Annotated in this window: 18 protein-coding genes; 5 read left to right on the forward strand and 13 right to left on the reverse strand. The window is 72.3% G+C overall.

Annotation, left to right across the window (positions count from 1 at the left end):
• Position 1: 1 nt before the first annotated feature.
• Positions 2 to 232 carry a formate dehydrogenase subunit delta gene (locus ABZ910_RS13505; protein ID WP_361363096.1) on the forward strand — a complete coding sequence of 77 codons (231 nt, stop codon included), beginning with the start codon at positions 2 to 4 and terminating at the stop codon, positions 230 to 232.
• A gap of 92 nt (positions 233 to 324) precedes the next feature.
• Here the strand turns inward: ABZ910_RS13505 and ABZ910_RS13510 are convergent, their stop codons facing one another.
• The 3 genes from ABZ910_RS13510 to rpe are packed head-to-tail and all read right to left on the reverse strand — an operon-like array spanning position 325 to position 4,074.
• Positions 325 to 1,275 (reverse strand): phosphoribulokinase, encoded by a 951-nt coding sequence (locus tag ABZ910_RS13510; protein ID WP_361363099.1) that lies wholly within the window; start codon positions 1,273 to 1,275, stop codon positions 325 to 327.
• A gap of 13 nt (positions 1,276 to 1,288) precedes the next feature.
• Entirely contained in the window at positions 1,289 to 3,343 is a 2,055-nt protein-coding gene (gene tkt, locus ABZ910_RS13515; protein WP_361363102.1) for a transketolase, read from the reverse strand.
• Positions 3,340 to 4,074 carry a ribulose-phosphate 3-epimerase gene (gene rpe / locus ABZ910_RS13520; protein ID WP_361363104.1) on the reverse strand — a complete coding sequence of 245 codons (735 nt, stop codon included), beginning with the start codon at positions 4,072 to 4,074 and terminating at the stop codon, positions 3,340 to 3,342. The genes tkt and rpe overlap by 4 nt, the downstream gene beginning before the upstream one ends.
• Before the next feature lie 121 nt (positions 4,075 to 4,195).
• Here rpe and ABZ910_RS13525 point away from each other — a divergent pair, with 121 nt between their 5' ends.
• Both ABZ910_RS13525 and ABZ910_RS13530 read left to right on the forward strand, forming a co-directional pair.
• Positions 4,196 to 4,858 carry a response regulator transcription factor gene (locus ABZ910_RS13525; RefSeq protein ID WP_361363106.1) on the forward strand — a complete coding sequence of 221 codons (663 nt, stop codon included), beginning with the start codon at positions 4,196 to 4,198 and terminating at the stop codon, positions 4,856 to 4,858.
• A gap of 31 nt (positions 4,859 to 4,889) precedes the next feature.
• The gene (locus tag ABZ910_RS13530; protein ID WP_361363109.1) at positions 4,890 to 6,080 is read left to right on the forward strand and encodes a GAF domain-containing sensor histidine kinase; all 1,191 of its coding nucleotides are present in this window, start codon (positions 4,890 to 4,892) and stop codon (positions 6,078 to 6,080) included.
• Here ABZ910_RS13530 and ABZ910_RS13535 read toward each other — a convergent pair.
• From ABZ910_RS13535 to ABZ910_RS13555, 5 genes are all read right to left on the reverse strand, one after another.
• On the reverse strand, positions 6,055 to 6,810 hold the full coding sequence (locus tag ABZ910_RS13535) for an HAD-IA family hydrolase (RefSeq protein WP_361363112.1): 756 nt from the start codon (positions 6,808 to 6,810) through the stop codon (positions 6,055 to 6,057). The genes ABZ910_RS13530 and ABZ910_RS13535 overlap by 26 nt on opposite strands.
• Positions 6,800 to 7,864, reverse strand: a complete 1,065-nt coding sequence (locus ABZ910_RS13540; RefSeq protein ID WP_361363115.1) for a class I fructose-bisphosphate aldolase — start codon at positions 7,862 to 7,864, stop codon at positions 6,800 to 6,802. Before ABZ910_RS13540 ends, ABZ910_RS13535 begins: the two co-directional genes overlap by 11 nt.
• Positions 7,865 to 8,016: 152 nt before the next feature.
• Complete coding sequence (locus ABZ910_RS13545; RefSeq protein ID WP_361363118.1) at positions 8,017 to 9,093, reverse strand: LysR family transcriptional regulator; 1,077 nt, start codon at positions 9,091 to 9,093, stop codon at positions 8,017 to 8,019.
• 125 nt (positions 9,094 to 9,218) lie between these two features.
• A complete protein-coding gene (locus ABZ910_RS13550) occupies positions 9,219 to 10,502 on the reverse strand; it encodes a GNAT family N-acetyltransferase (protein WP_361363121.1) in 1,284 nt (427 codons plus the stop codon).
• 183 nt (positions 10,503 to 10,685) lie between these two features.
• Positions 10,686 to 11,888: a metallophosphoesterase gene (locus tag ABZ910_RS13555; RefSeq protein WP_361363124.1), complete on the reverse strand. Its 1,203-nt coding sequence runs from the start codon at positions 11,886 to 11,888 to the stop codon at positions 10,686 to 10,688.
• A gap of 305 nt (positions 11,889 to 12,193) precedes the next feature.
• Here ABZ910_RS13555 and ABZ910_RS13560 point away from each other — a divergent pair, with 305 nt between their 5' ends.
• Positions 12,194 to 12,886 (forward strand): GNAT family protein, encoded by a 693-nt coding sequence (locus ABZ910_RS13560; RefSeq protein WP_361363127.1) that lies wholly within the window; start codon positions 12,194 to 12,196, stop codon positions 12,884 to 12,886.
• On the opposite strand, the gene ABZ910_RS13565 is transcribed toward ABZ910_RS13560, so the two are convergent.
• On the reverse strand, positions 12,772 to 13,494 hold the full coding sequence (locus ABZ910_RS13565) for a TetR/AcrR family transcriptional regulator (protein ID WP_361363130.1): 723 nt from the start codon (positions 13,492 to 13,494) through the stop codon (positions 12,772 to 12,774). The genes ABZ910_RS13560 and ABZ910_RS13565 overlap by 115 nt on opposite strands.
• 150 nt (positions 13,495 to 13,644) lie before the next feature.
• Between ABZ910_RS13565 and ABZ910_RS13570 the strand changes: the two genes are divergently transcribed.
• Positions 13,645 to 14,796, forward strand: a complete 1,152-nt coding sequence (locus ABZ910_RS13570) for an oxygenase MpaB family protein (protein WP_361363133.1) — start codon at positions 13,645 to 13,647, stop codon at positions 14,794 to 14,796.
• A gap of 184 nt (positions 14,797 to 14,980) precedes the next feature.
• On the opposite strand, the gene ABZ910_RS13575 is transcribed toward ABZ910_RS13570, so the two are convergent.
• From ABZ910_RS13575 to ABZ910_RS13590, 4 genes are all read right to left on the reverse strand, one after another.
• Positions 14,981 to 15,760, reverse strand: coding sequence for a crotonase/enoyl-CoA hydratase family protein (locus ABZ910_RS13575; protein WP_361363136.1), 780 nt, complete (start codon positions 15,758 to 15,760; stop codon positions 14,981 to 14,983).
• 51 nt (positions 15,761 to 15,811) lie between these two features.
• Complete coding sequence (locus tag ABZ910_RS13580) at positions 15,812 to 17,029, reverse strand: CoA transferase (RefSeq protein ID WP_361363139.1); 1,218 nt, start codon at positions 17,027 to 17,029, stop codon at positions 15,812 to 15,814.
• A gap of 82 nt (positions 17,030 to 17,111) precedes the next feature.
• The gene (locus ABZ910_RS13585; RefSeq protein WP_361363142.1) at positions 17,112 to 18,404 is read right to left on the reverse strand and encodes an acyl-CoA dehydrogenase family protein; all 1,293 of its coding nucleotides are present in this window, start codon (positions 18,402 to 18,404) and stop codon (positions 17,112 to 17,114) included.
• 70 nt (positions 18,405 to 18,474) lie between these two features.
• Positions 18,475 to 19,392 (reverse strand): hypothetical protein, encoded by a 918-nt coding sequence (locus ABZ910_RS13590; protein ID WP_361363145.1) that lies wholly within the window; start codon positions 19,390 to 19,392, stop codon positions 18,475 to 18,477.
• Positions 19,393 to 19,395: the final 3 nt, after the last annotated feature.

A 19,395-nucleotide genomic window follows, 5' to 3' on the forward strand; every position in this document is an offset into this window, starting at 1 on the left:
GATGGCCCACGCCGTGTCACCGGAACACCGGATGGCGAACGACATCGCCATGAACCTCCGGCACCTGCCCAGCGACGAGGCCGCCGAGGCGGTCGCGGCCCACATCCGCAGATTCTGGGACCCGCGCATGCGCGCGCGACTCGTCGACCAGGTGAACCGGGCGGGAGGCGACACACTCGGCGACCCCCTCGTCACGGCGGCGGTCGCGCTGCTGAAGAGCCCGCGCGCCTGACACGCCGAGGCCGACGTCCCGAGGCGCAGAAAGAGCCCGCCCCTTCTCCGTCCAGCGGGAAGGGGCGGGCTCCGTCGGGCCGGCGTGGGACGTCAGCGGCCGGCCTCCAACAGGTGGTAGAGCAGCAGGAGTTGGGTGATGGCCAGCGGCTCGCTGCGGTCGCCGCCGTCGATCCTGCCCAGCGTGTCCGGTGGGCCTGCGGCGTCCACGCCGAGCTGGGACCAGATGGCCTTCTCCACCACCTGGCTCTCCTCGCGCGGCGCGTACCCGTGGACGTGCAGCGCGTCCACGGGACGGCCGTCCTCGTCCCGGAACAGCTTGAGGTGGATCGCCCGCCGGTCGCCCTTGGCGAGGACCCCGTTCAGCTCGGGGTGGCGGATGGTCGGCCGCAGCAGCAGCTCCGCCGACAGCGGCGTACCGGGCGGGTCGTCCCGGCCCGCGATCGGCGCGAACCGTACGGCGATGTCCGCGGACGCCCGCTGGGGCCGAATGAAGGACTCCGACTCCCCTTCACGCCGCTCCAGTTCGGCGAGCACCTGGTCGGCCGTGTAACCGCGCTTCCGGGTGTCCCGCTCGATCTTCCAGTCCCGGCGGATCTCCTCCGGCGGGTTGAGGTAGACCGTGACGTCGAAGCACGCCCGCATCAGCTTCGTGTGCAGCGGCAGCAGACCCTCGACGATCACGAAGTCGCGGGGCTCGACGATTTCGGGCCGGGTGAGCCGCCCGGTGTCGTGGTCGTACACCGGCTTGAGGACCGGCTGTCCGATGGCGAGCAGCTGGAGGTGCTGCTCCATGATCCCGACGTAGTTGCAGTCCGGGTGCAGCGCGGTGAACGGCAGCCCCTTGCGCTCCTGACGGTCGTAGCGGTGGTAGTCGTCCACGCAGACCGAGGTGCTGCGCTCCGGCCCGAGCGCCTCCACCAGCCCCTTGGTGAGCGTGGTCTTGCCCGCCGCGCTGTCGCCGGCGATGGCGAGCATGACGGGGCGCCTGGCAGCCGCCCGGCCCGCGTCCGCGCGCTGCATCCGCATCATCTTGTCCGGCATGTCGCTCCTCCCCTTACGCCTTGTCACGGATGCCGCCCAGCGCGGCGTCGACGACCGCGCGCACGGTGAAGCCGAGTGCGCCGTACACGACCGGTCCGGGCGCGCTGGCGCCGAACCGGTCGAGCCCGATGGTCCGGTCGCCGGGCCGGGCCAGGGCCCGCCACCCGTGCGGCACACCGGCCTCCAGCCACACCGCCGGGCAGTCGGGCAGCAGTCCGGGCTCGCCGCCCAGTGCCTCCTCGAAGCGCTCGCGCCACGGCACCGACACGACACGGGCGGTGATGTTGCGCCCGGCGAGCTCCTCGGCGGCCGCGCACGCGAGGGCCACCTCCGAGCCGGTCGCGAGCAGCACGACGTCGGGCGCCCCCGAGGTGTCGCGCACGACCCGGCACCCGTGCCGGGCGAGCTCGCTCGCGTTCGCCGGCTCCAGCACCGGGAGGTCCTGGCGGGTGAGCACCAGCGCCGTCGGACCGTCGCGCCGCTCCAGCGCCACCTGCCAGCAGGCCGCGGTCTCGTTGGCATCGCCGGGGCGCAGCACCGCCAGCCCCGGCACGAGCCGCAGCGACTCCAGCTGCTCGACCGGCTGATGCGTGGGCCCGTCCTCCCCGACCGCGATGGAGTCGTGCGTGAAGACGAACACCACCGGCAGCCCCATGAGCGCGGCCAGCCGCACCGGGGGACGCATGTAGTCCGAGAACACCAGGAAGGTGCTGCCGTACGGCCGCAACCCCCCATGCAGGGCAAGCCCGTTGAGCACCGCACCCATGGCGTGCTCACGGATCCCGAAGTGCAGGGTGCGGCCGTCGTACGCCCCCGGTCCGACGTCGCCGACCCCGGGGATCGTCGTGTTCGTCGAGGCCGCGAGGTCCGCCGAGCCGCCGACCAGCGCCGGGTACGCCGGCCCGACCGCGGCCAGCACGGCGCCCGACGCCTTGCGCGTCGCCATCGCCGTGCCCGGCTCGAACACCGGGAGCAGGGAGGCGAGTTCGGACGGGGGCCGTGCCGACACCAGCGGGTCCCACTCCGCGGCCAGTTCGGGGTGAGCCTCGGCCCAACGTGCCCGGTCGTGCTCCCAGGAGATCCGGTCCGAATGTCCCTCACGCGCCAGCCGACGGCAGTACTCCGCGACGGCGGCAGGCACATGGAACGACTCGTCCGGCCGGCCGAACCGCGCCCGCGTGGCCGCCAGTTCGGCCTCGCCGAGCGGTGCGCCGTGGGCCGCGCTCGTGCCGGCGACCGTCGGTGCGCCGTACCCGATCGTCGTCCGTACGGCGATGAGGCTGGGCCGCGTCTCGTCGGCGACCGCCGCGTCGAGCGCCGCCGTCACCGCGTCGACGTCGTTGCCGTCGTCCACCCGCAGCGTCTGCCAGCCGTACGCGGCGAACCGTCCGAGCACGTCGTCCCGGCACGACTGCCGGGCCGGGCCGTCGATGGTGATGTCGTTGTCGTCGTAGACGACGACGAGCCGCCCCAGCTCCAGGTGCCCGGCGAGCGAGGCCGCCTCGTGGCTGATGCCCTCCATGAGGTCGCCGTCGCCCGCGAGCACCCACGTGCGGTGTCCGACGACCGTGTGCTTCTCGGTGTTGGAGCGGGCGGCGAGCATGCGCTCGGCGAGCGCCATCCCCACGGCGTTGGCCAGCCCCTGGCCGAGCGGACCGGTGGTGGTCTCCACACCGGGCGTGTGGCCGTACTCGGGATGCCCCGGCGTCGCCGATCCCCACTGGCGGAAGCGGCGCAGCTCGTCCAACGGCAGGTCGTAGCCGAACATATGGAGCAGTGCGTACAGCAGCATCGACCCGTGGCCGGCGGACAGCACGAACCGGTCGCGGTCCGGCCAGCCGGGGTCGGCCGGGTCGTGCCGCAGGAAGCGCGACCACAGCACCCACGCGGGGACGGCGGCACCCATCGGCAGCCCGGGGTGCCCGCTGTTCGCCGCTTCCACGGCATCGGCGGCCAGCAGCCGGACCGTCGCCACCGCCTGGGCGTCGAGGTCGTCCGGGGCGGGCGCGAGGTCGGCCGGCACGGGAGCGGCCGGTGTGGTGAGCAGCCTGTCTCCGGACACGCTCATGCGGCCTCCCTGCCGGGGTTCTCGGGTTGCGGGTCCTGTCCGCTTCCCGGCGCCGCGTCCGCGGCCAGCGCGCGCAGCGCGTCCACTTCCTCGGCGAGGCGGCCCCGCTCGCGAAACAGCGCGCTGCCGGCGCAGAAGGTGGTGGCGCCGGCGCGAGCGGCGTCGGCGATGGTGCCGCGGCCGATCCCGCCGTCGACCTCCAGCTCGATCTCCCGCCCGGTACGCCCGATGAGTTCGCGCGCAGCGGCGATCTTGGGCTCCATGGACGACAGATAACTCTGGCCGCCCCAGCCGGGGTTGACCGTCATGACGAGGAGCAGGTCGACGAGGTCGAGCACGTGCTCCACGGCGCTCAGCGGGGTCGCCGGATTGACCGCCACGCCCGCACGGGCGCCCAACTCCCGTACGGCGTCGAGCGTGCGGTGCAGATGCGGGGTGGCCTCGGCGTGGACGATGACCGTCTCGCAGCCCGCGTCGACCCAGTGCCGTAGCATCCGGTCCGGCTCCATGACCATCAGGTGCGCCTCGAACCCGAGGTCCACCAGGGGGCGCACCGACGCGATGACGTCCGGGCCCATGGTCATGTTGGGTACGAACACACCGTCCATGACGTCCCATTGGATACGGTCCACCCCGGCCCGTTCCAGCAGCCGGCATTCCTCTCCGAGTCGTGAGAAGTCGGCGGGCAGGACGGACGGCACGATGCGCGGGGGCGATGTGGTCGACGCCATCAGGGCCTCCTGTCTTGGGTGTTGCGGACGACGGTAGGCAGGTGAGCGCGCGGCCGGTTCCCCCCGCCGGGGGAGAGCTCAGGGGATTCCGGTGATCAAATCCCGACGTTATGGTGACCGCATGGAAGAACGACCGCTGCGGGTCGTGCTGGTCGACGACCACGAGATGGTGCTCGAGGGACTCAAGACCCTGCTCGCGCGGTTCACGCGGCGCGTGCGCGTGGTGGGCCAGTCCGCCGATGCGGACGAGGCGGAGCGCGTGGTCGCGGCGTTCGATCCCGACATCGTGGTGTCCGACGTACGGCTGCGCGGCCGCGCCAGCGGCCTGGATCTGTGCCGGCGGCTCGTCGAGGCCGAGCCTTCGAGGAAGGTCGTGCTGCTCAGCGCGTACGACGACGAGCAGTACCTGTACCAGGCGCTGCGCGCCGGGGCGGTCGGCTATCTGCTCAAGTGGATGGGCGGCGAGGAGCTGGTAAGGCACGTCGAGCGGGCGGCCGCGGGAGAGGTGGTGGTCGATCCGACCATGGCCGGCCGGGCGGCCGCCTCCGCCGCGCGGCTGCAGGCGGGCGAGTTCTGGCCCGGTGCGGCGCTCGGCCTCACCCAGCGGGAGAGCGAGGTCCTCTCGCTGCTGGTCGCCGGGCTGTCCAACCGCGCGATCGCGGGCCGGCTCGTCCTGGGCGGGGAGACGGTGAAGAGCCATGTGGCCTCCATCTACCGCAAGTTGGAGGTGAACGACCGGGCGGCCGCGGTCGCGGCGGCCCTCCGTGAGGGGATCTACCGGTGAGCGGGGCGGCCCTCGTGGTCGTGGTGACCGCGTGACCGGGCACGGCCTGGGACTCGCCGACCCGAAGCGCGAGAACGCGCTGCTGGTGGGCATCATCGAGGCCATCTCCGCGGGCCCGGAGCTGGGTCCGTTGGCGGCGAACGTCGCCGGGCTCATCTCGGAGGCGACCGCCACCGACGTGTGCTTCGTGCACGTCCTCGACGACACCGGCGAGTCCCTCGTGCTCACGGGCGCGACACCGCCGTTCGACCGGGAGGTCGGCCGCATCCGGCTGCCGATCGGCGAGGGCGTGAGCGGCTGGGTGGCCAGCCACCGGGAGCCGGTCGTCATCACGGACCACAAGGAGGACGATCCGCGCTACCGCTACTTCCCCCAACTGCGCGGCCGGGACTACACGTCCATGCTCTCGGTGCCCATGGCCAGCAGCCCCGGTGGGTTCGTCGGCATCCTCAACGTGCACACGCGCGACCGCCGCGCGTTCACCGACCGGGACGTACGGCTGCTCACCTCGATCGGCAGCCTCGTCGCCGGAGCGATGCACCAGGCGCGCCTGCACCGCAGACTGGCCGCCCGCGAGCGCGCGCTGGAGCGTTTCGCCGAGCAGATCATCGCCGCCCAGGAGGTCGAGCGGCGGCGGCTGGCCTCCGACATCCATGACGGCATCGCCCAGCGGCTGTTCAGCCTGCGCTTCCACCTCGACGCCGCGGCCGATGCGCTCGCCGACGACGCGGACTTCACCGCCGAACAACTCGTGCACGCACGCCGGCTCACCGGCCTCACGCTGGACGAGGCGCGGGCGGCGATCAACGATCTGCGCCCGCCGGTCCTGGACGACCTGGGGCTCGCCGACGCCCTGACCAGCCTGGCCCGGTCGATCGCGGCCGTCGAGGTCACCGTCGACGTCGAGGAGTGCAGCCTGCCCGACCATGTGGAGATCGCCCTCTATCGCATCGCCCAGGAGGCGCTGCAGAACGTCGTCAAGCACGCGCGGGCCACCCAGGTCCGGCTTGAACTGCACGCCGACGGCGCCGAGATGTCGCTGCGGGTGTTCGACGACGGGTGCGGCTTCGACACCGGCGCGGCGCCGCCCGGGAACCAGAACGGCAACGGATACGGCATGGGCAGCATGGCCGAGCGGGCGGAACTCGTCGGCGGCCGGCTGGAGGTGTGGTCCCACCCCGACCACGGCACGACGGTCATCGCCAAGGTCCCCTCGCGGTGAGGGCGGTGGGCATCGCGGCGTGCCGCCGCAACAGAGCGGACGCGCGAGGGTCGTTGAAGTCGTCGTACGCCCTCAGCGCTCCGGTGAAGTCCTGGCCGCGGGTGTAGTCGTTCGTCACCACGACGCAGCGCAGCCCTGCGCCGAGCGCCGCGGTCAGGCCGTTCGCCGAGTCCTCGACGGCGAGCGCCTCGGCTGGGCTGACGCCGAGCCGCTCCAGCACCTCCCGGTAGACGGACGGGTCCGGCTTGAGCGCCGGGACCTCGGTGCCGGTGACCACCTCCGCGAAGGTGCCCGCCCCGAACAGCCGCTCCAGGAGCGGCTCGACCCACTCCCGGGTGCCGGTCGTGGCGACGGCGAGCGTGACCCCCGCGTCCATCAACTCGGCGATCAGCTCGGGCACGCCCGGACGGGCCGGGACGCGCCCCTGCTCGACCATCGCCCGGAACCGTGCCGTCTTGTCCGCGTGCAGCACGTCCGCGAGCGCCGCCGCCTCGTCCGAGCCGTACCCCTGTCGTTCCAGGAACGTGGCGATGCGCCGGCGCCCGCCGGTGATCGTCAGCAGGCGGCCGTACGCCTCGACGCTCCACCGGTACGGCAGCCCCGCGGCGGCGAACGCCGCGTCGAACGCGATCCGGTGGCCGTCCCGCTCGCTGTCGACGAGCGTGCCGTCGACGTCGAAGACGACGACCCCTTGCGGCCGCGCGGAGCGAGGGGATCCGTCAGGCCGCATGCGCCGTCTCCAGAGCGTCGGTGTACGTGCCGGTGAGGGCGGCCGTGTTGCACGCCACCCGGTGGGCGAGCGCCCGTTGACCGTCCGCCACCCGCGCGGGATCGCCCCGCCACGCGGTCAGCGCCGGGTCGACGAGACCCCGCCCGAAGGAGAACGTGAGCGGCCACGGCGTCTCGAACCGCCGCATCGCGGCGAGGTTGGCGGTGGCCCGCGCGGCCCGCTGCCCACCGGACAGGAACGCGATCCCCGCGACCCTCTCGTCCACCGCGGCGCGCAGCACCGTCACCGTGGCCCGCGCGACCTCGTCGGGCGTGACGGTCTCGGAGGACTCCCGTCCGGGCACCACCATGTTCGGCTTCAGCACGACGCCGTCGAGCTCCACCCCGGCCGAGGCCAGCTCGGCGAACACCTCGTCCAGCACCTCGGACGTGACCGCCGCGCAGCGGGCCGTGCCGTGCGAGCCCTCCATGAGGACCTCTGGCTCCACGATCGGCACGATGCCCGCCTCCTGGCACAGCGCCGCGTACCGCGCGAGGGCATGGGCGTCGGCCCGCACCTTCCACCGGGACGGCAGCCCGGCGCCCGCCCCGGTGTCGGTCTCCGTCCCGGTGCCGTACCTGGTCTCCGGCCCGATCGAGATGACCGCACGCCACTTGGCGAAGCGCGCGCCGAGCGCGGCGTACTCGGCCAGCCGCTCCCGCAGTCCGTCCAGCCCCTCGGTCACCGTCTCGCCGGGCGCACCGGCCAGCGGCCTGGCACCGGTGTCCACCTTGATGCCGGGCAACAGCCCGAGCCGCGCCATGGCGTCGGGGAAGCTACGCCCGTCGGAGACGCACTGGCGGAAGGTCTCGTCACACAGGATCACTCCGCTCACCCCGCGCGCGAGACCGGGAGTGGTGACGAGCAACTCCCGGTAGGCGCGGCGGTGTTCCTCGGTCGGCGCGACGCCGGCCTTCTCCAGGCGGGCGGACATCGTCGCGATGCTCTCGTCCGCGGCGAGGACTCCCTTTCCGGGGGCCACCATCTCGGCGGCGGTGCGGGCCAGGTCGGCCATGGACGTCACGCTCCTTCCCGTGGGGGCGGTTCGCACGCCGGCCCCGGCCGGTGTCGGGCCGGCTCCGGGGCGGGGCTTGGCGGAACGACCGCCCCGCACGTGGTCGGGGTGGTGCGGACGGGCGCGTACGGAGCGGTGTTCCGATGGGGACCCTAGGCCTGCGGCGTGCCCGGGCTCGCCCCCCGCTGGGTGGAAAGCGCGGGGGAAGCGGGCCGGGGGGAGGAGGGCCGGGCAGCACCGGGCCTCGGGGCATCGGACCGCGGGGTATCGGGCCTCGGGGCGTCGGACCGCGGGGTATCGGGCCTCGGGGCGTCGGACCGAGGGGAACCGGGGCGTGGCAGGCGCCAGTCGGCCGTCGCGGTGGCACCGGCCGTGTCGTGCAGCAGGTGTCCGAGGAGCAGGCGGGTGCTCGCGGACGTGCGGGCATGGGTCACCGCGTGCCACGGCCGGTGCAGCGGGGTGTCCGGGACCGCCACCTCGACCAGGTCACCCGTGGCCAGGTGCGGGGCGACCGCGTCCCGGGAGACGAGGGTCGCCCCGAGTCCGGCCACCGCTCCGGCCACCACCGCGCCGTTGGAGCCCAGTGTCAGCCGTGGCGGGTCGACCTCGAGGCCGGCCAGCAGGATCTCGCAGGTGACGCGGGTTCCCGAGCCGGCCTCGCGCAGCAGCCAGGTGGTCGAGCCGGGATCGAAGTCCTCGGCGAGCCCGGAGGCCACGACGACCACCAGCTCGTTGGGGCGGACGGCCCGCGTCACGACGTCGGCGGCGAGGCCGTGCGGTGGCCGTCCGGCGATCACGAGGTCGGTCTGGTGGGCCGAGAGGAGCCCCCACACCCGCTCGCTCGTGCCGACCTCCAGCCTCAGGTCCACCTTGGGATGGCGCGCCAGGAAGCCCGCGATCACGGCGGGCATGACGTGTTCCCCCGCGGTCGTCACCGCGGCGACCCGCACCCGTCCCCGTTCCGGATCGACGTCGCCCCGCGCGGCGGTCAGCGCCTCGTCGTGCAGGCCGAGGATGGTGCGGGCGTAGCCGGCGTACGTCTGCCCGGACGCCGTGAGGCACACGCCCCGTCCCACCCGCTCCACCAGCGGGACGCCGACCTCCCGGGTGAGGGCGGAGACGGCCGCGGACACGGCGGACTCCGTCACCACCAGACGCTGTGCCGCCACCTTCACGGACCCGGTCTCTGCCAGCGCAACGAAGGCCCGCAGCCGGGCAGTTGTCGTCATCCGCACCCCTCTGAAGGCCGAACCGCAGCGTCACGGAGGATCGTTGAAGGGTAGCTCAGCGGTCGCGGCCGGTCGCGGCCGGTCGCGGCGGACGAGGGCAGGTGGGCAGGCGGGCACGCGGGGCTTCACATCCGGGTGTACAGCTCCATGTCCTCTTCGAAGTCCCGGATCATCGCGTCGGTGAGGGTCGGCCGGATCTCGCGGATGGCGACGAGGAAGTCCTCCGTGCTTGCCGGTCGGCCTCCCCGGTGCACCACTTCGTGCTCGAAGGCCGCCTGCGCTCCCTTGCGTGCGGCGAACTCGATGTCCGCAGGTGTGAACAGCTCGCTCGCCTCCACCAGGCGTGTGACGTCGACCGACTCGGCGGCCGGGCCCAGATACCGTTGCCAGATCGCGGCACGGGCGGTGGCGTCCGGCGGCCCGATCGGGAGCAGGTAGTCGAAGCGGCCAGGGCGCAGGAACGCCGGGTCCAGCGAGCGCACCGAGTTCGTCGCGCAGACCATCAGGTGCTCGTCGTGCTGGCGGAAGCCGGGAATCAGCTTCAGCAGCTCATTGGTCACCATGTGCCCGGGGTCGGCGGCCATTCCCGACCGTTCGCTTGCGATCTCCTCGACCTCGTCGATGAACAGCACCACCGATTCCAGGGCGACGATGTCGGCGAACGCCTCCCGAAGCGCCGTGGCCAGCCCCGCCGGACCACCGGCGGCAGCCAGACGCGAGGGGAACAGCTCGACGAACGGCCAGCCCAGGCGGGACGCGACCGCTTTGGCGAAGCTGGTCTTGCCCGTACCGGGCGGCCCGAAGAGGATCACCGCCTTGGGCGGCACGACCCCGTAGCGCTCGACCAGCTCCGTCTCCTTCAACGGCAGGACGATCCGCCGCTCGACGATCTCCTTCTCGCGCTCCATACCGGCCATGGACCCCCACAACCCGTCCGGCAGTACGCGTCCGCCGAGTGTGTCGAGCAGCCCCGCATCGGCCGCGGGTACGTGGTCCATCGTCTCGTAGAAGACCAGCCCGTCCCGCGCCCGGTAACCCGCGTTCTGCAGCGCGGCCGTTCCGGCGGCCTCCGCGGGAAGCAGCGCGCTGATACGCCGTACCCCCATGGCCCGCAGGCGCCGCTCCAGCTCGGCGAGCAGGTCACTGCCGATCCCGCGCTGCCGCCAGCCCGCCGCCAGCGCCACCAGCAGCACCCACGCCCGGTCCCCGTCGGCCCTCGCGACCGCCACGCCCACGAGCTCGTCACCCACGACCGCCACCACCGCGGGCTGCCCGGCGCGCGCCGCGGCGATGACCTCGGAGATCGGGAACACGGGCATCGCCCGGGCGTCCATCCCGTTCTGGTCCCAGAGCTGAATGGCCTGGTCCAGGTCGTCGTCGTGGAAGTCCCTCATCCGCCACACCGGCATCGCTACGCCACCTCCTCGCAGCCGCTCCCACCAGCCTGCGGGGGAGCGGGGCGGCGCGCACGCCGGAGGCGTGGTGCGGGGGTGCACAGCGGGCAGGGCCCGGACCGCTGGGAGCGGTCCGGGCCCTGCCGGTGCTGTTCAGTGCCGGGTTGGCGCGAGCGGTCACGGGATCCTGCTCCGATCTCATGGCCTAGGTTGTCCCAGCCCTGCCGAGCGGTGGGAGGAACCTCTGCCCGCGAAGTCGGCCGAGATGTGGCCGACGACCTGGTTCGCCACGTCTTCGGAGCGGGCCCGCCAGGTGTCGACGAGCCTGGCCATGGCCGGCTGCTGCGGGGTGCCGACGGGGACCGGGCGGTACTGCGCCCGCACCGAGTCACGCACCACGTCGCCGGTGAGGTCGAGGTCGAAGCGCAGGTCGGTGAAGGACCGGCCGAAGGAGTCGGCCTGGGTGACGAGGCGCCGGCGGCCTTCGGGGTCGTTCACCGTGCACTCGTAGGAGGAGTGGGAGTGGCCGCTGACGATCAGGTCGACCGCCGGCGCCGCCTTCTGGGCGATGTCCTTGATGCGCCCCTCCAGCCGGGCGCCGGGGCCGCCGTCGTCGCAGTGCCCGTCGGCCTGACCGTGGACCGCCTCCCCCTCGTGGATGAGGACGACCTGGGCGCGCACACCCTGCTGGGTCAGCTCCCGAGAGTATCGCTCGATGACGGGAACCTCGTCGTGGAACTCGATGTCCCGGACCATGGAGGCGTTGATCGCGCTGGGGGCGTTCTTGGTCACGAGCCCGATGAATCCGATCTTCTGTCCGTTGGGCAGGATCCGGACGGTGTACGGCCGCAGCAGCGGGGTCGCGCTGCCGCGTTCGGTCACGTTGGCGGCGAGATAGGCGAAGTCCGCCCCGTCGTACGGGTCGCCCGGGGCGCAGCCGTCCTTAGGGTGGCAGCCTCCCTGGACGATGCGCTTGAGCTCCTGCGGGCCCTCGTCGAACTCGTGGTTGCCGACCGAGGTGGCGGTGAGCCCCAGCTGTTCGAGGGCGTGGACCGTCGGCTCGTCGTGGAAGAGCGCCGACAGCAGCGGACTGCGGCCGATCATGTCACCGGCCGCGACGGTGAGACTGTTGCGCTGTCCGGCGCGGGCCTCGTCCAGGAGCGTGGCCATCTGGGGCAGGCCGCCGGCCTGGATGGCAGGCCCCCGGTGCGTGATACGGCCGGCCGCGCCGTCCACCGGGAGGAGGTTGCCGTGCAGGTCGTTGAGGGCGAGGAGCTGGACGGGGGTGCGCGCGGCCGGGGTGGAGCCCGGCGGCGCCGCGGCCGTTCCGGCGAGGAGGAGGGGGAGGAGGGGGAGGAGGGCGAGCGTGGGTGCCCCGCGCCGCACGAATCGATTGATCATGACCGAGTTGTACGGGCGGGACAGCGGTCCTCTGACCTGCCACACCGGCGCCCCGTGTGAGATCACCGCAGAAGTGATCAACCGGCTCCAAAAGATGAACCGGCTCCATCGGTGGGACGGCGTACGGCGCGCAGCCGGAGCTGCACAGGCTCGCCCCGAATGTCCTTCATGTCATATTGGCGACCGCTCTTCTTTGCTTGGCCTTTCCCCACTGGACCATGTCGGCCACGCATGCTGAACCACCGCCATCGCACCGGGGCGTCGGTGGCGGACCCCCCCCCATTGCACGAAGGACCGAATGCCCTGTGCCCGCACCCGTTGTTCTCACCGGTCGCAAGACGCGGCTCGAGCCCCTCGCTCCCCACCACGCCGAGGCCCTCGCCGAGGCGGGAGCCGAGGACCGTACGACCTACGCCTTCACCCCCGTCCCGCACGGCCTGGATGCGGCCCACGGCTATGTCGACCGTGCGCTCGCCGAGCAGGCGGCGGGCCGGATACTGCCCTTCGCCATCGTCGGCGCCGCGGACGGACGGGTGGTCGGCGCCACCCGCTTCCTGGAGCTCGACTACTGGCAGGGCCCGATGGTCTGGCCCCCCGTTCCGGGCGTCCCGTACGGCGACCCGGTCACCGCGGTGCCCGACGCCGCCGAGATCGGCAACACCTGGCTCGCGCCCCGTGCCCAGGGCACCGGCATCAACACCGAGGCGAAGCTGCTGATGCTGCGGCATGCCTTCGAGACCTGGGGCGTCCGCCGGATCTCCTTCCGCGCCGACGCCCGCAATCTGCGCTCGCGCGCCGCGATCGAGCGGCTCGGTGCCACCTGCGAAGGCGTCCGCCGGGCGCACTCCCGCGGACTGGACGGCGTCGTCCGCAGCACCGCGTTCTACTCGATCCTCGACGACGAGTGGCCCACCGTCCGCGACATCATCGAGCTGCGCATGGCCGGCACGGTGTCGACGGCCGTGCTGGACTGTGCGCCGGACACCGCCTGCGCCTGAGCGGAGGAGACGGCGAGATAGCCCTCGATGAGCCGGGTGAGTTCGTCGACGATCGACTCGCGGTCGATCCGCGGGGGATCGAGGACGAAGTTGACCGTCACGGACTCGATAGTGCGCACGAGGACCCAGGCGATCGAATCCACCGGCCTCCCGGCGGGGCGACGCTGGAACAGGAGCGCCGTGGTGACCAGGTCGTCGATACGCCGGACGAAGTCGGCCCGTTGCGGGTCGGCGGAACGCGACGGCTGCTCGTAGACCACGCGGAGCAGGGTGGCGTCGGTCTCGAGGGCGTCCAGCAGCGCTTCGATCGTGCGGCGCACGCTGTCGGTGGCATCGAGGTGGGACACAAACGCGTCGGTGATGCGATGCTGCAGTTGTTCGACATAGCGAGCGAGCACCCGGCCCAGAATTGCTTCCTTGTTCGGGAAGTACTGGTACAGAGATCCCGGACTGATCCCGGCCCTGGCGGCGATACGACTGGTGCTGGTGCGCTCGTATCCCCGCTCCAGGAGGACCTCGCGACCCGCCGCGAGAATCCGTTCGACCATGGCGCGGGAGCGGTCCTGCCGGGGTGTCCGTCTGGTCGCACGCTGCGAGCCGGAGGTCATCAGCCGCTCCCGGAAAGCGAATTGAACGCGAGTAATTAGTCGTGTCAGCATCCAAGCGTGATTCCAGTCCAGGCACAAGACGAGCGAGAGGCCTCCCCTTACCCGCGGCGCTTCCGTGGCGCTCCGGAGCGGAGTCTGCGCATAGGCAAAGTGCTGCGACGCATAGCCCGCGTCGAGCACATCGACGAAGATCTGCTCGACCTGATCGGCCGGCGCATGTACGCCCGTGACGAACCGGGCGCGGACCTTGTGCACGCCATGCGCGCGGGCGACACCGCCGGGGCCGACCGCGTCACCATGGCCCAGTTCAGGAAGGCGCTCGACGAGGGAATCGAGGCCGTACCCGACGCGCCGGCCGCGCTGGTGCGGTTCTTCGCGGCGGTCGACGAGGTGCCGGCCTGGGTCGACTTCGACCTGATCGAACGGGGCGCCGGCGTGGTGCGGCGGATGGGACGTACCGCGGGGGACGTGCTGTTGCAGCTGTCCCTGATCGGCGGCTACCGGTACGGCGGACCCCCCGATCTGCTGGTCGCCACGGGCGGCCTGTCGGGCTCGACGGCCATGAGGCGGCTCGGAGAGACCGAGACGTGGACGCACGCGGTCGTCAAGCAGGGTGCGATGCGGCGGGACGGGGAGGGGTTCAAGCTCACCGTTCACGTGCGCGCGATGCACGCACTGATCAACGACCGCTTCGAGACCAACGGCCGCTGGGACGTGGACCGGTGGGGGCTGCCGATCAACCAGGCCGACCAGGCCGGCACGCTGGGGCTGTTCAACAGCACGCTGCTCCTGGGCGCCCGCTTCCTCGGGTGGCGCGTGAGCGCCGAGGACTCCCTGGCCGTCATGCACCTGTGGAAGTACGTCGGATGGCTTCTGGGAGTGAACGAGGACTGGCTCTTCGACACCGAGCGCGAGCAGAACGTCTTCAACTACCACGTGCTGGTGGCCCAGGACGGCCAGACACCTGCCGGTGGTGCCCTGGCGGCGGCGCTCGTCGACGGGGAACGGCACCTGGACCGCGGCCGGCTGACCTCGCTGCGCGCGTGGTACGCACGGGCCCGCCTGCTCAGCATGCTGAGGTACTTCCTGGGCAAGGAGGGCCTGGAGGACCTGAACCTTCCCGTGACGTTGCCGTGGGCGGTGCCGGGCGTCGTCGCCAAGAACCTCGCCTCGACGCTCCTCGTCGAGCGCTCCGAGCCCGGACGCCGCTACCTCGACCGTCTCGGCGGCGAGTTCCGGCGCCGGCGCGCCCGCATGCTCTTCGACGGCGCACGCGAGCAGGTCGGGGCGCTTCCCCTCTGAACAGGCCCCGGAAATTGTCCAGTTGATGCCGTCCGGAGTGCCGGAACGCGCGCGCACCGTTCGCCGTCGGTGACGGACGCCGGGCGGACCTCAGGGGTGGGCCGGGACGTCCAAGGCCCCCGTACGCACTACCGGCGGCCCCGCGACGTGGAACCGTCGGGATCCGCCGGGGCCGTGGGATGTGTCAGCGGCCCTGCCAGTGGGGTGGGCGCTTCTCCGCGAAGGCGCGGGGGCCTTCCATCGCGTCCAGGGAGGTGAGTACGGGTTCGACGTACTGGTCCTGATCGCGCAAGGCGTCCTTGTCGCGGAAGGCGGTGCGCTCGTTGACGACGCGTTTGACGGCGGCGATGGCGAGCGGTGCGTTCTGGGCGACACGGTGGGCGAGCTCCAGGGCCTGGGTGAGTGCCTCGCCGGGTTCGGTGAGGTGGTTGACGAGGCCGAGCTGTTCAGCCCGGGGGGCGGGCAGCGTGTCGCCGGTGAGCAGGAGCTCCAGGGCGATGTTGCGGGGGATGCGCTCGGGGAGGCGGATCATGCCCCCTTCGGGGGCCACGATGCCCCAGTGGACCTCGGGCTGGCCGAAGGTCGCGTTCCGGGCGGCGACGATCATGTCGCAGGCGAGGGCCATCTCCGTGCCGCCGCCCAGCGCGTAGCCCTCGACGGCGGCGATGAGCGGGGTCTTGATCTCCATGCGGGTGATGCCCGCGAACCCGCGGCCCTCGATGATGGGGGTGTCGCCTTGCGCGCGGGCCTTGAGGTCCATTCCGGCGCTGAAGACGCCGTTCGCTCCGGTGAGGACGCCGACCACGAGGTCGTCGCGCGCGTCCAGTTCGTCGACGGTGGCGGCCAGCGCGCGCGCCGTGGCACCGTCGATGGCGTTGCGGGCCTGAGGCCGGTCGATGGTGATCACGAAGACGCCGTCGCGTTCCTCGGTGCGCACCGCCGGGGTGCCGGTGGCTTCGGTCATGATGCTGCTTCCTTTCGCTGCCCCCTGTGTCGTGCCTGGGCGGACGTGTCCTCAGCCGACCACTTCCGCGCCGCGCAGGTCAGTGATCGCGGCATCGTCGTAGCCGAGGTCGCGGAGCACCGCGTCGGTGTGCTCGCCCAGGTCGGGGGCGGGGCGTGGCGGGACCTTCCGCTCCTGGTCCAGTCGTACGGGGCTGTCGACGGTCAGGTGCGGCCCGGCGCTGCCGTCCTCGATGGGGACGACGATCCGGTTGGCCGCGAGCTGGGGGTCGCGGGCGAACTCGTCGATGGTCTGGGCGACTCCGTAGGTGAGACCGGCGGCGTCGAACAGCTCCCGCCATTCGGCGAGGGTCCGGGTCGCGAACGTCTTGTCGAGCAGGCCGGCGATCTCTGCCGCGTGGGCGCGGCGGCTCGGGGTGTCGGCGTAGTCCGGGTTCCGGGCCGCCTCGGGGTGGCCGATGGCCTGGAGGAACAGGGGGACCTGCTTGTCCTCGTTGGCGAAGGCCAGCAGCAGCCAGCGGTCGTCCGCCGTGCGGTAGGCGCTGGCGAGCGCGTTCGGCGGGTCGGCCCGGTCGGCCGGGCGGGGGGCGTTGCCGCCGACGAGCGCGGCCTGCACCCACATGCTCGCCGCCCAGGCGCCCTCGGCGATCAGCGACGCCGAGACGCGCGAGCCCTCGCCGGTCTTCTCCCGCCGGTACAGCGCGGTCATGATGCCGGCGTACAGGGTGACCGCCGTCGGGTGGTCGCCCGATCCGAACGCCGGCATCGCGGGCGCCCCGTCGCGCTGGCGTGTGTAGTCCATCAGGCCACTGCGCGCCCAGTACGCGGTCACGTCGAAGCCAGGGAGGTGGGCGTCCGGGCCTTCCTCGCCGAAGCCGGTGACATCGGCGTAGACCAGCCGGGGGTTGAGGGGCGCCAGGTCGTCGTAGTCCAGGCCCAGCTTGGCCCGGGTGCGGGGCGGGAAGTTGCTGATCAGCACGTCGGCCCACTTCACCAGGCGCTCCAACACCGGCCTGGCGCCGGGCGACTTGAGGTTGAGGGCGATGCTGCGCTTGTTGCGGTTGTCGAGCTGCCAGGGGTAGTTGATCCCGTCGACGCGGGGGTTGGGAGGGACGCGGCTCAGGGCGCGGTAGGCGTCGCCGGTGTGGGGCGGTTCGACCTTGACGACGTCGGCGCCGAAGTCACCGAGCATCACGGCCGCGGCGGGACCGGCGATGAAGCTGGCGAGGTCCACGACGTGGAGCCCCTCCAGCAGGTACGTGTCCGCCATGACGGATCCTTTCTCGGCAGGCCCCGCGCGGCGCCCCGGGCCGCCCCCGGCCGACCGGCGGCGCCGTCGCGCGGGCGCCGGGTCAGTGGTGGGCCGGCGTCGGCGGCGCGGGTGCGAAGGCGTTGTATCCGGTGATGTCGCGGCCGACGATCAGCGCCTGCACGGTGTCGGTGCCCTCGTAGGTGTCGATGGCCTCGATGTCGCATGTGTGCCGGGCCACGTGGTAGTCGAGGACGATCCCGTTGCCGCCGAGCATGTCGCGGGCGTCGGACAGGATGGCCCGCGCGCGGTCGGTGTAGTGCATCTTGGCCAGGGAGACCCGCGGCATCGAGTACTTGCCCTCGTCCATCAGCTGGGCGAGCCGGACCTGCATGCACACCATGTCGGTGATGTCCGCCAGCATCCGCGCCAGCCGGTACTGGATGAGCTGGAAGGATGCCAGCGGCATCCCGAACTGCTTGCGCTCCTTGGCGTACGCCAGGGCGGTCTCGTACCCCGCGATGGCCGCGCCGATCGACTCCCACGCCACGCAGTAGCGCGAGGCCAGCAGGACCTTCTCGGTGTCGCGGAAGGTGCGGGCGTTCTCCAGCTTGTTCTCGGCCGGTACCCGGACGTCCTTCATGGAGATCTGGGCGTTCTGCACGCAGCGCAGGGCCGTCTTGCCGGTGATGGCCTTGGCGTCGAACCCGGGTGTGCCCTTCTCGACGATGTAGCCGCCCACGTGGCCGTCGTCTCCGCGGGCCCAGATGATCACGTAGTCGGCGAAGGTGGCGTTGCCGATCCACCGCTTGTACCCGTTCAGCACGTACGAGTCGCCGTCCCGGCGGGCTTCCGTCTGGAGCTTGACCACGTCCGTGCCGTGCGCGGGCTCGGTCAGGCCGAAGGCACCGATCTTCTCCATCCGCGCCATCGGGGGCAGGAACCGCTGCTTCTGCTCCTCCGAGCCCAACAGGGCGATGGAGGCCATGGCCAGGGCCGAGTGGACGCCCATGAACGTGGACATGCTCAGGTCGCCTCGGGCCAGCTCCAGGATCACGATCCCGGCCGTCAGGTTGCTCATCCCCGGGCTGCCGTAGCCGGGGATCTGGAAGCCGGCGATGCCCAGCTCCGCCAGCTTGGGCACCAGCTCGTGCGGGAACTCGGCGCGCTCCCAGTAGGGATTGATGATCGGGATGACCTCCCGGTCCATGAACTCCCGGACCTTGTGCCGCAGTTCCTGCTGCTCGTCCGTGAGGAGCTCCCCGAGCAGGTAGTAGTCGGAGTGTTCCGGGCCGCCCAGCACCGGCGGCTGTACCACCTGCCCGTTCCCGGCCGGGCCCACGGCGCCCAGAATCCCCTCGCCCATGCCCTGCGGTGTGCCTTGCGTCGCGCTCATGTGCTGCGTTCCTTCCGAGTTCGCCGTGGATCAGTCCGTGTTCCGTGTGCGGAGACACCCGTGCGGGCGCCTAGTCGAGACTGCTCGGGCCCGCCAGGCCAGTCAGGCTGTGGGGGAGTGCGGCCATGTCGCGCTGTTCCCCGCCCGCCGCGGTACTGCCGGGCAGCGGGACCGCGCGGATATGGCCGCCGAGGTCGGAGACATAGGCGACGCCCGCCTCGCCGTCCACGGCGAGGCCGATCGCCTCCTCGAAGCCGTCGGCGAGGATCTCGGGGGTGCCCCCCGGCTCGCCGGCCGCCGGAAGGGGGGCCCGGTTGAGCGTGTTGCCCCTGGGCGGAGCGCCGCGGTCGGTCCAGTACAGCCAGTCGCCCTCGACGTGCAGATCGATCGGCTCGGGCAGCCCGCTCCACGGAACCTCGATGTCCGAACGGTTCCCGGCACTCTCGCCGGGCGGAATCTCCAGACCGGCACGGAAGACACGGCCCTTGCCGCCCTTGGCCGGTCCCTTCTGGGTCCAGTACAGGTGGCCCCGGGCGGCATCCACCGCCACGCCGACGCACTCGCCCATGACGCCCTCCTCGGGCGGGTTCACGACGAGGTCGGTCAGGCCGCTGCCGTCCACGCGGACCCTGCTGACCCGGTGGCCCTCGCGGTCGCCCCAGTACAGCATTCCGGCGCCGTCGGAGGTCAGCTGCTTGCCGGTCGTGATCGCCCCGACGGGGACCACCGCACGCGGCGCGCCGCCGTCGAGGTCCCACGCGTGCACGCCGCCGTTGCGCCGGGAGAAGTCCCATCCGGCTTCGCCCGGCTTGGCGGGGTCGGCGAGGGGTTCGCCCATGGTGGTCCAGTAGACCGTTCCGGACTCCACGACCACGCCGTCCGGGAAGGCCCCCGCGTCCTCGACGAGGGTCTCGACCCGGCCGTCCGGAAGGCTCACCCGCAGCACTTTTCCCGGTACGACCTGCAGCGCGAGCACTTCCTTCCACACAGT

Origin of the sequence: Streptomyces sp. NPDC046805 (assembly GCF_040645355.1) — a bacterium.
GTDB lineage: Bacteria > Actinomycetota > Actinomycetes > Streptomycetales > Streptomycetaceae > Streptomyces.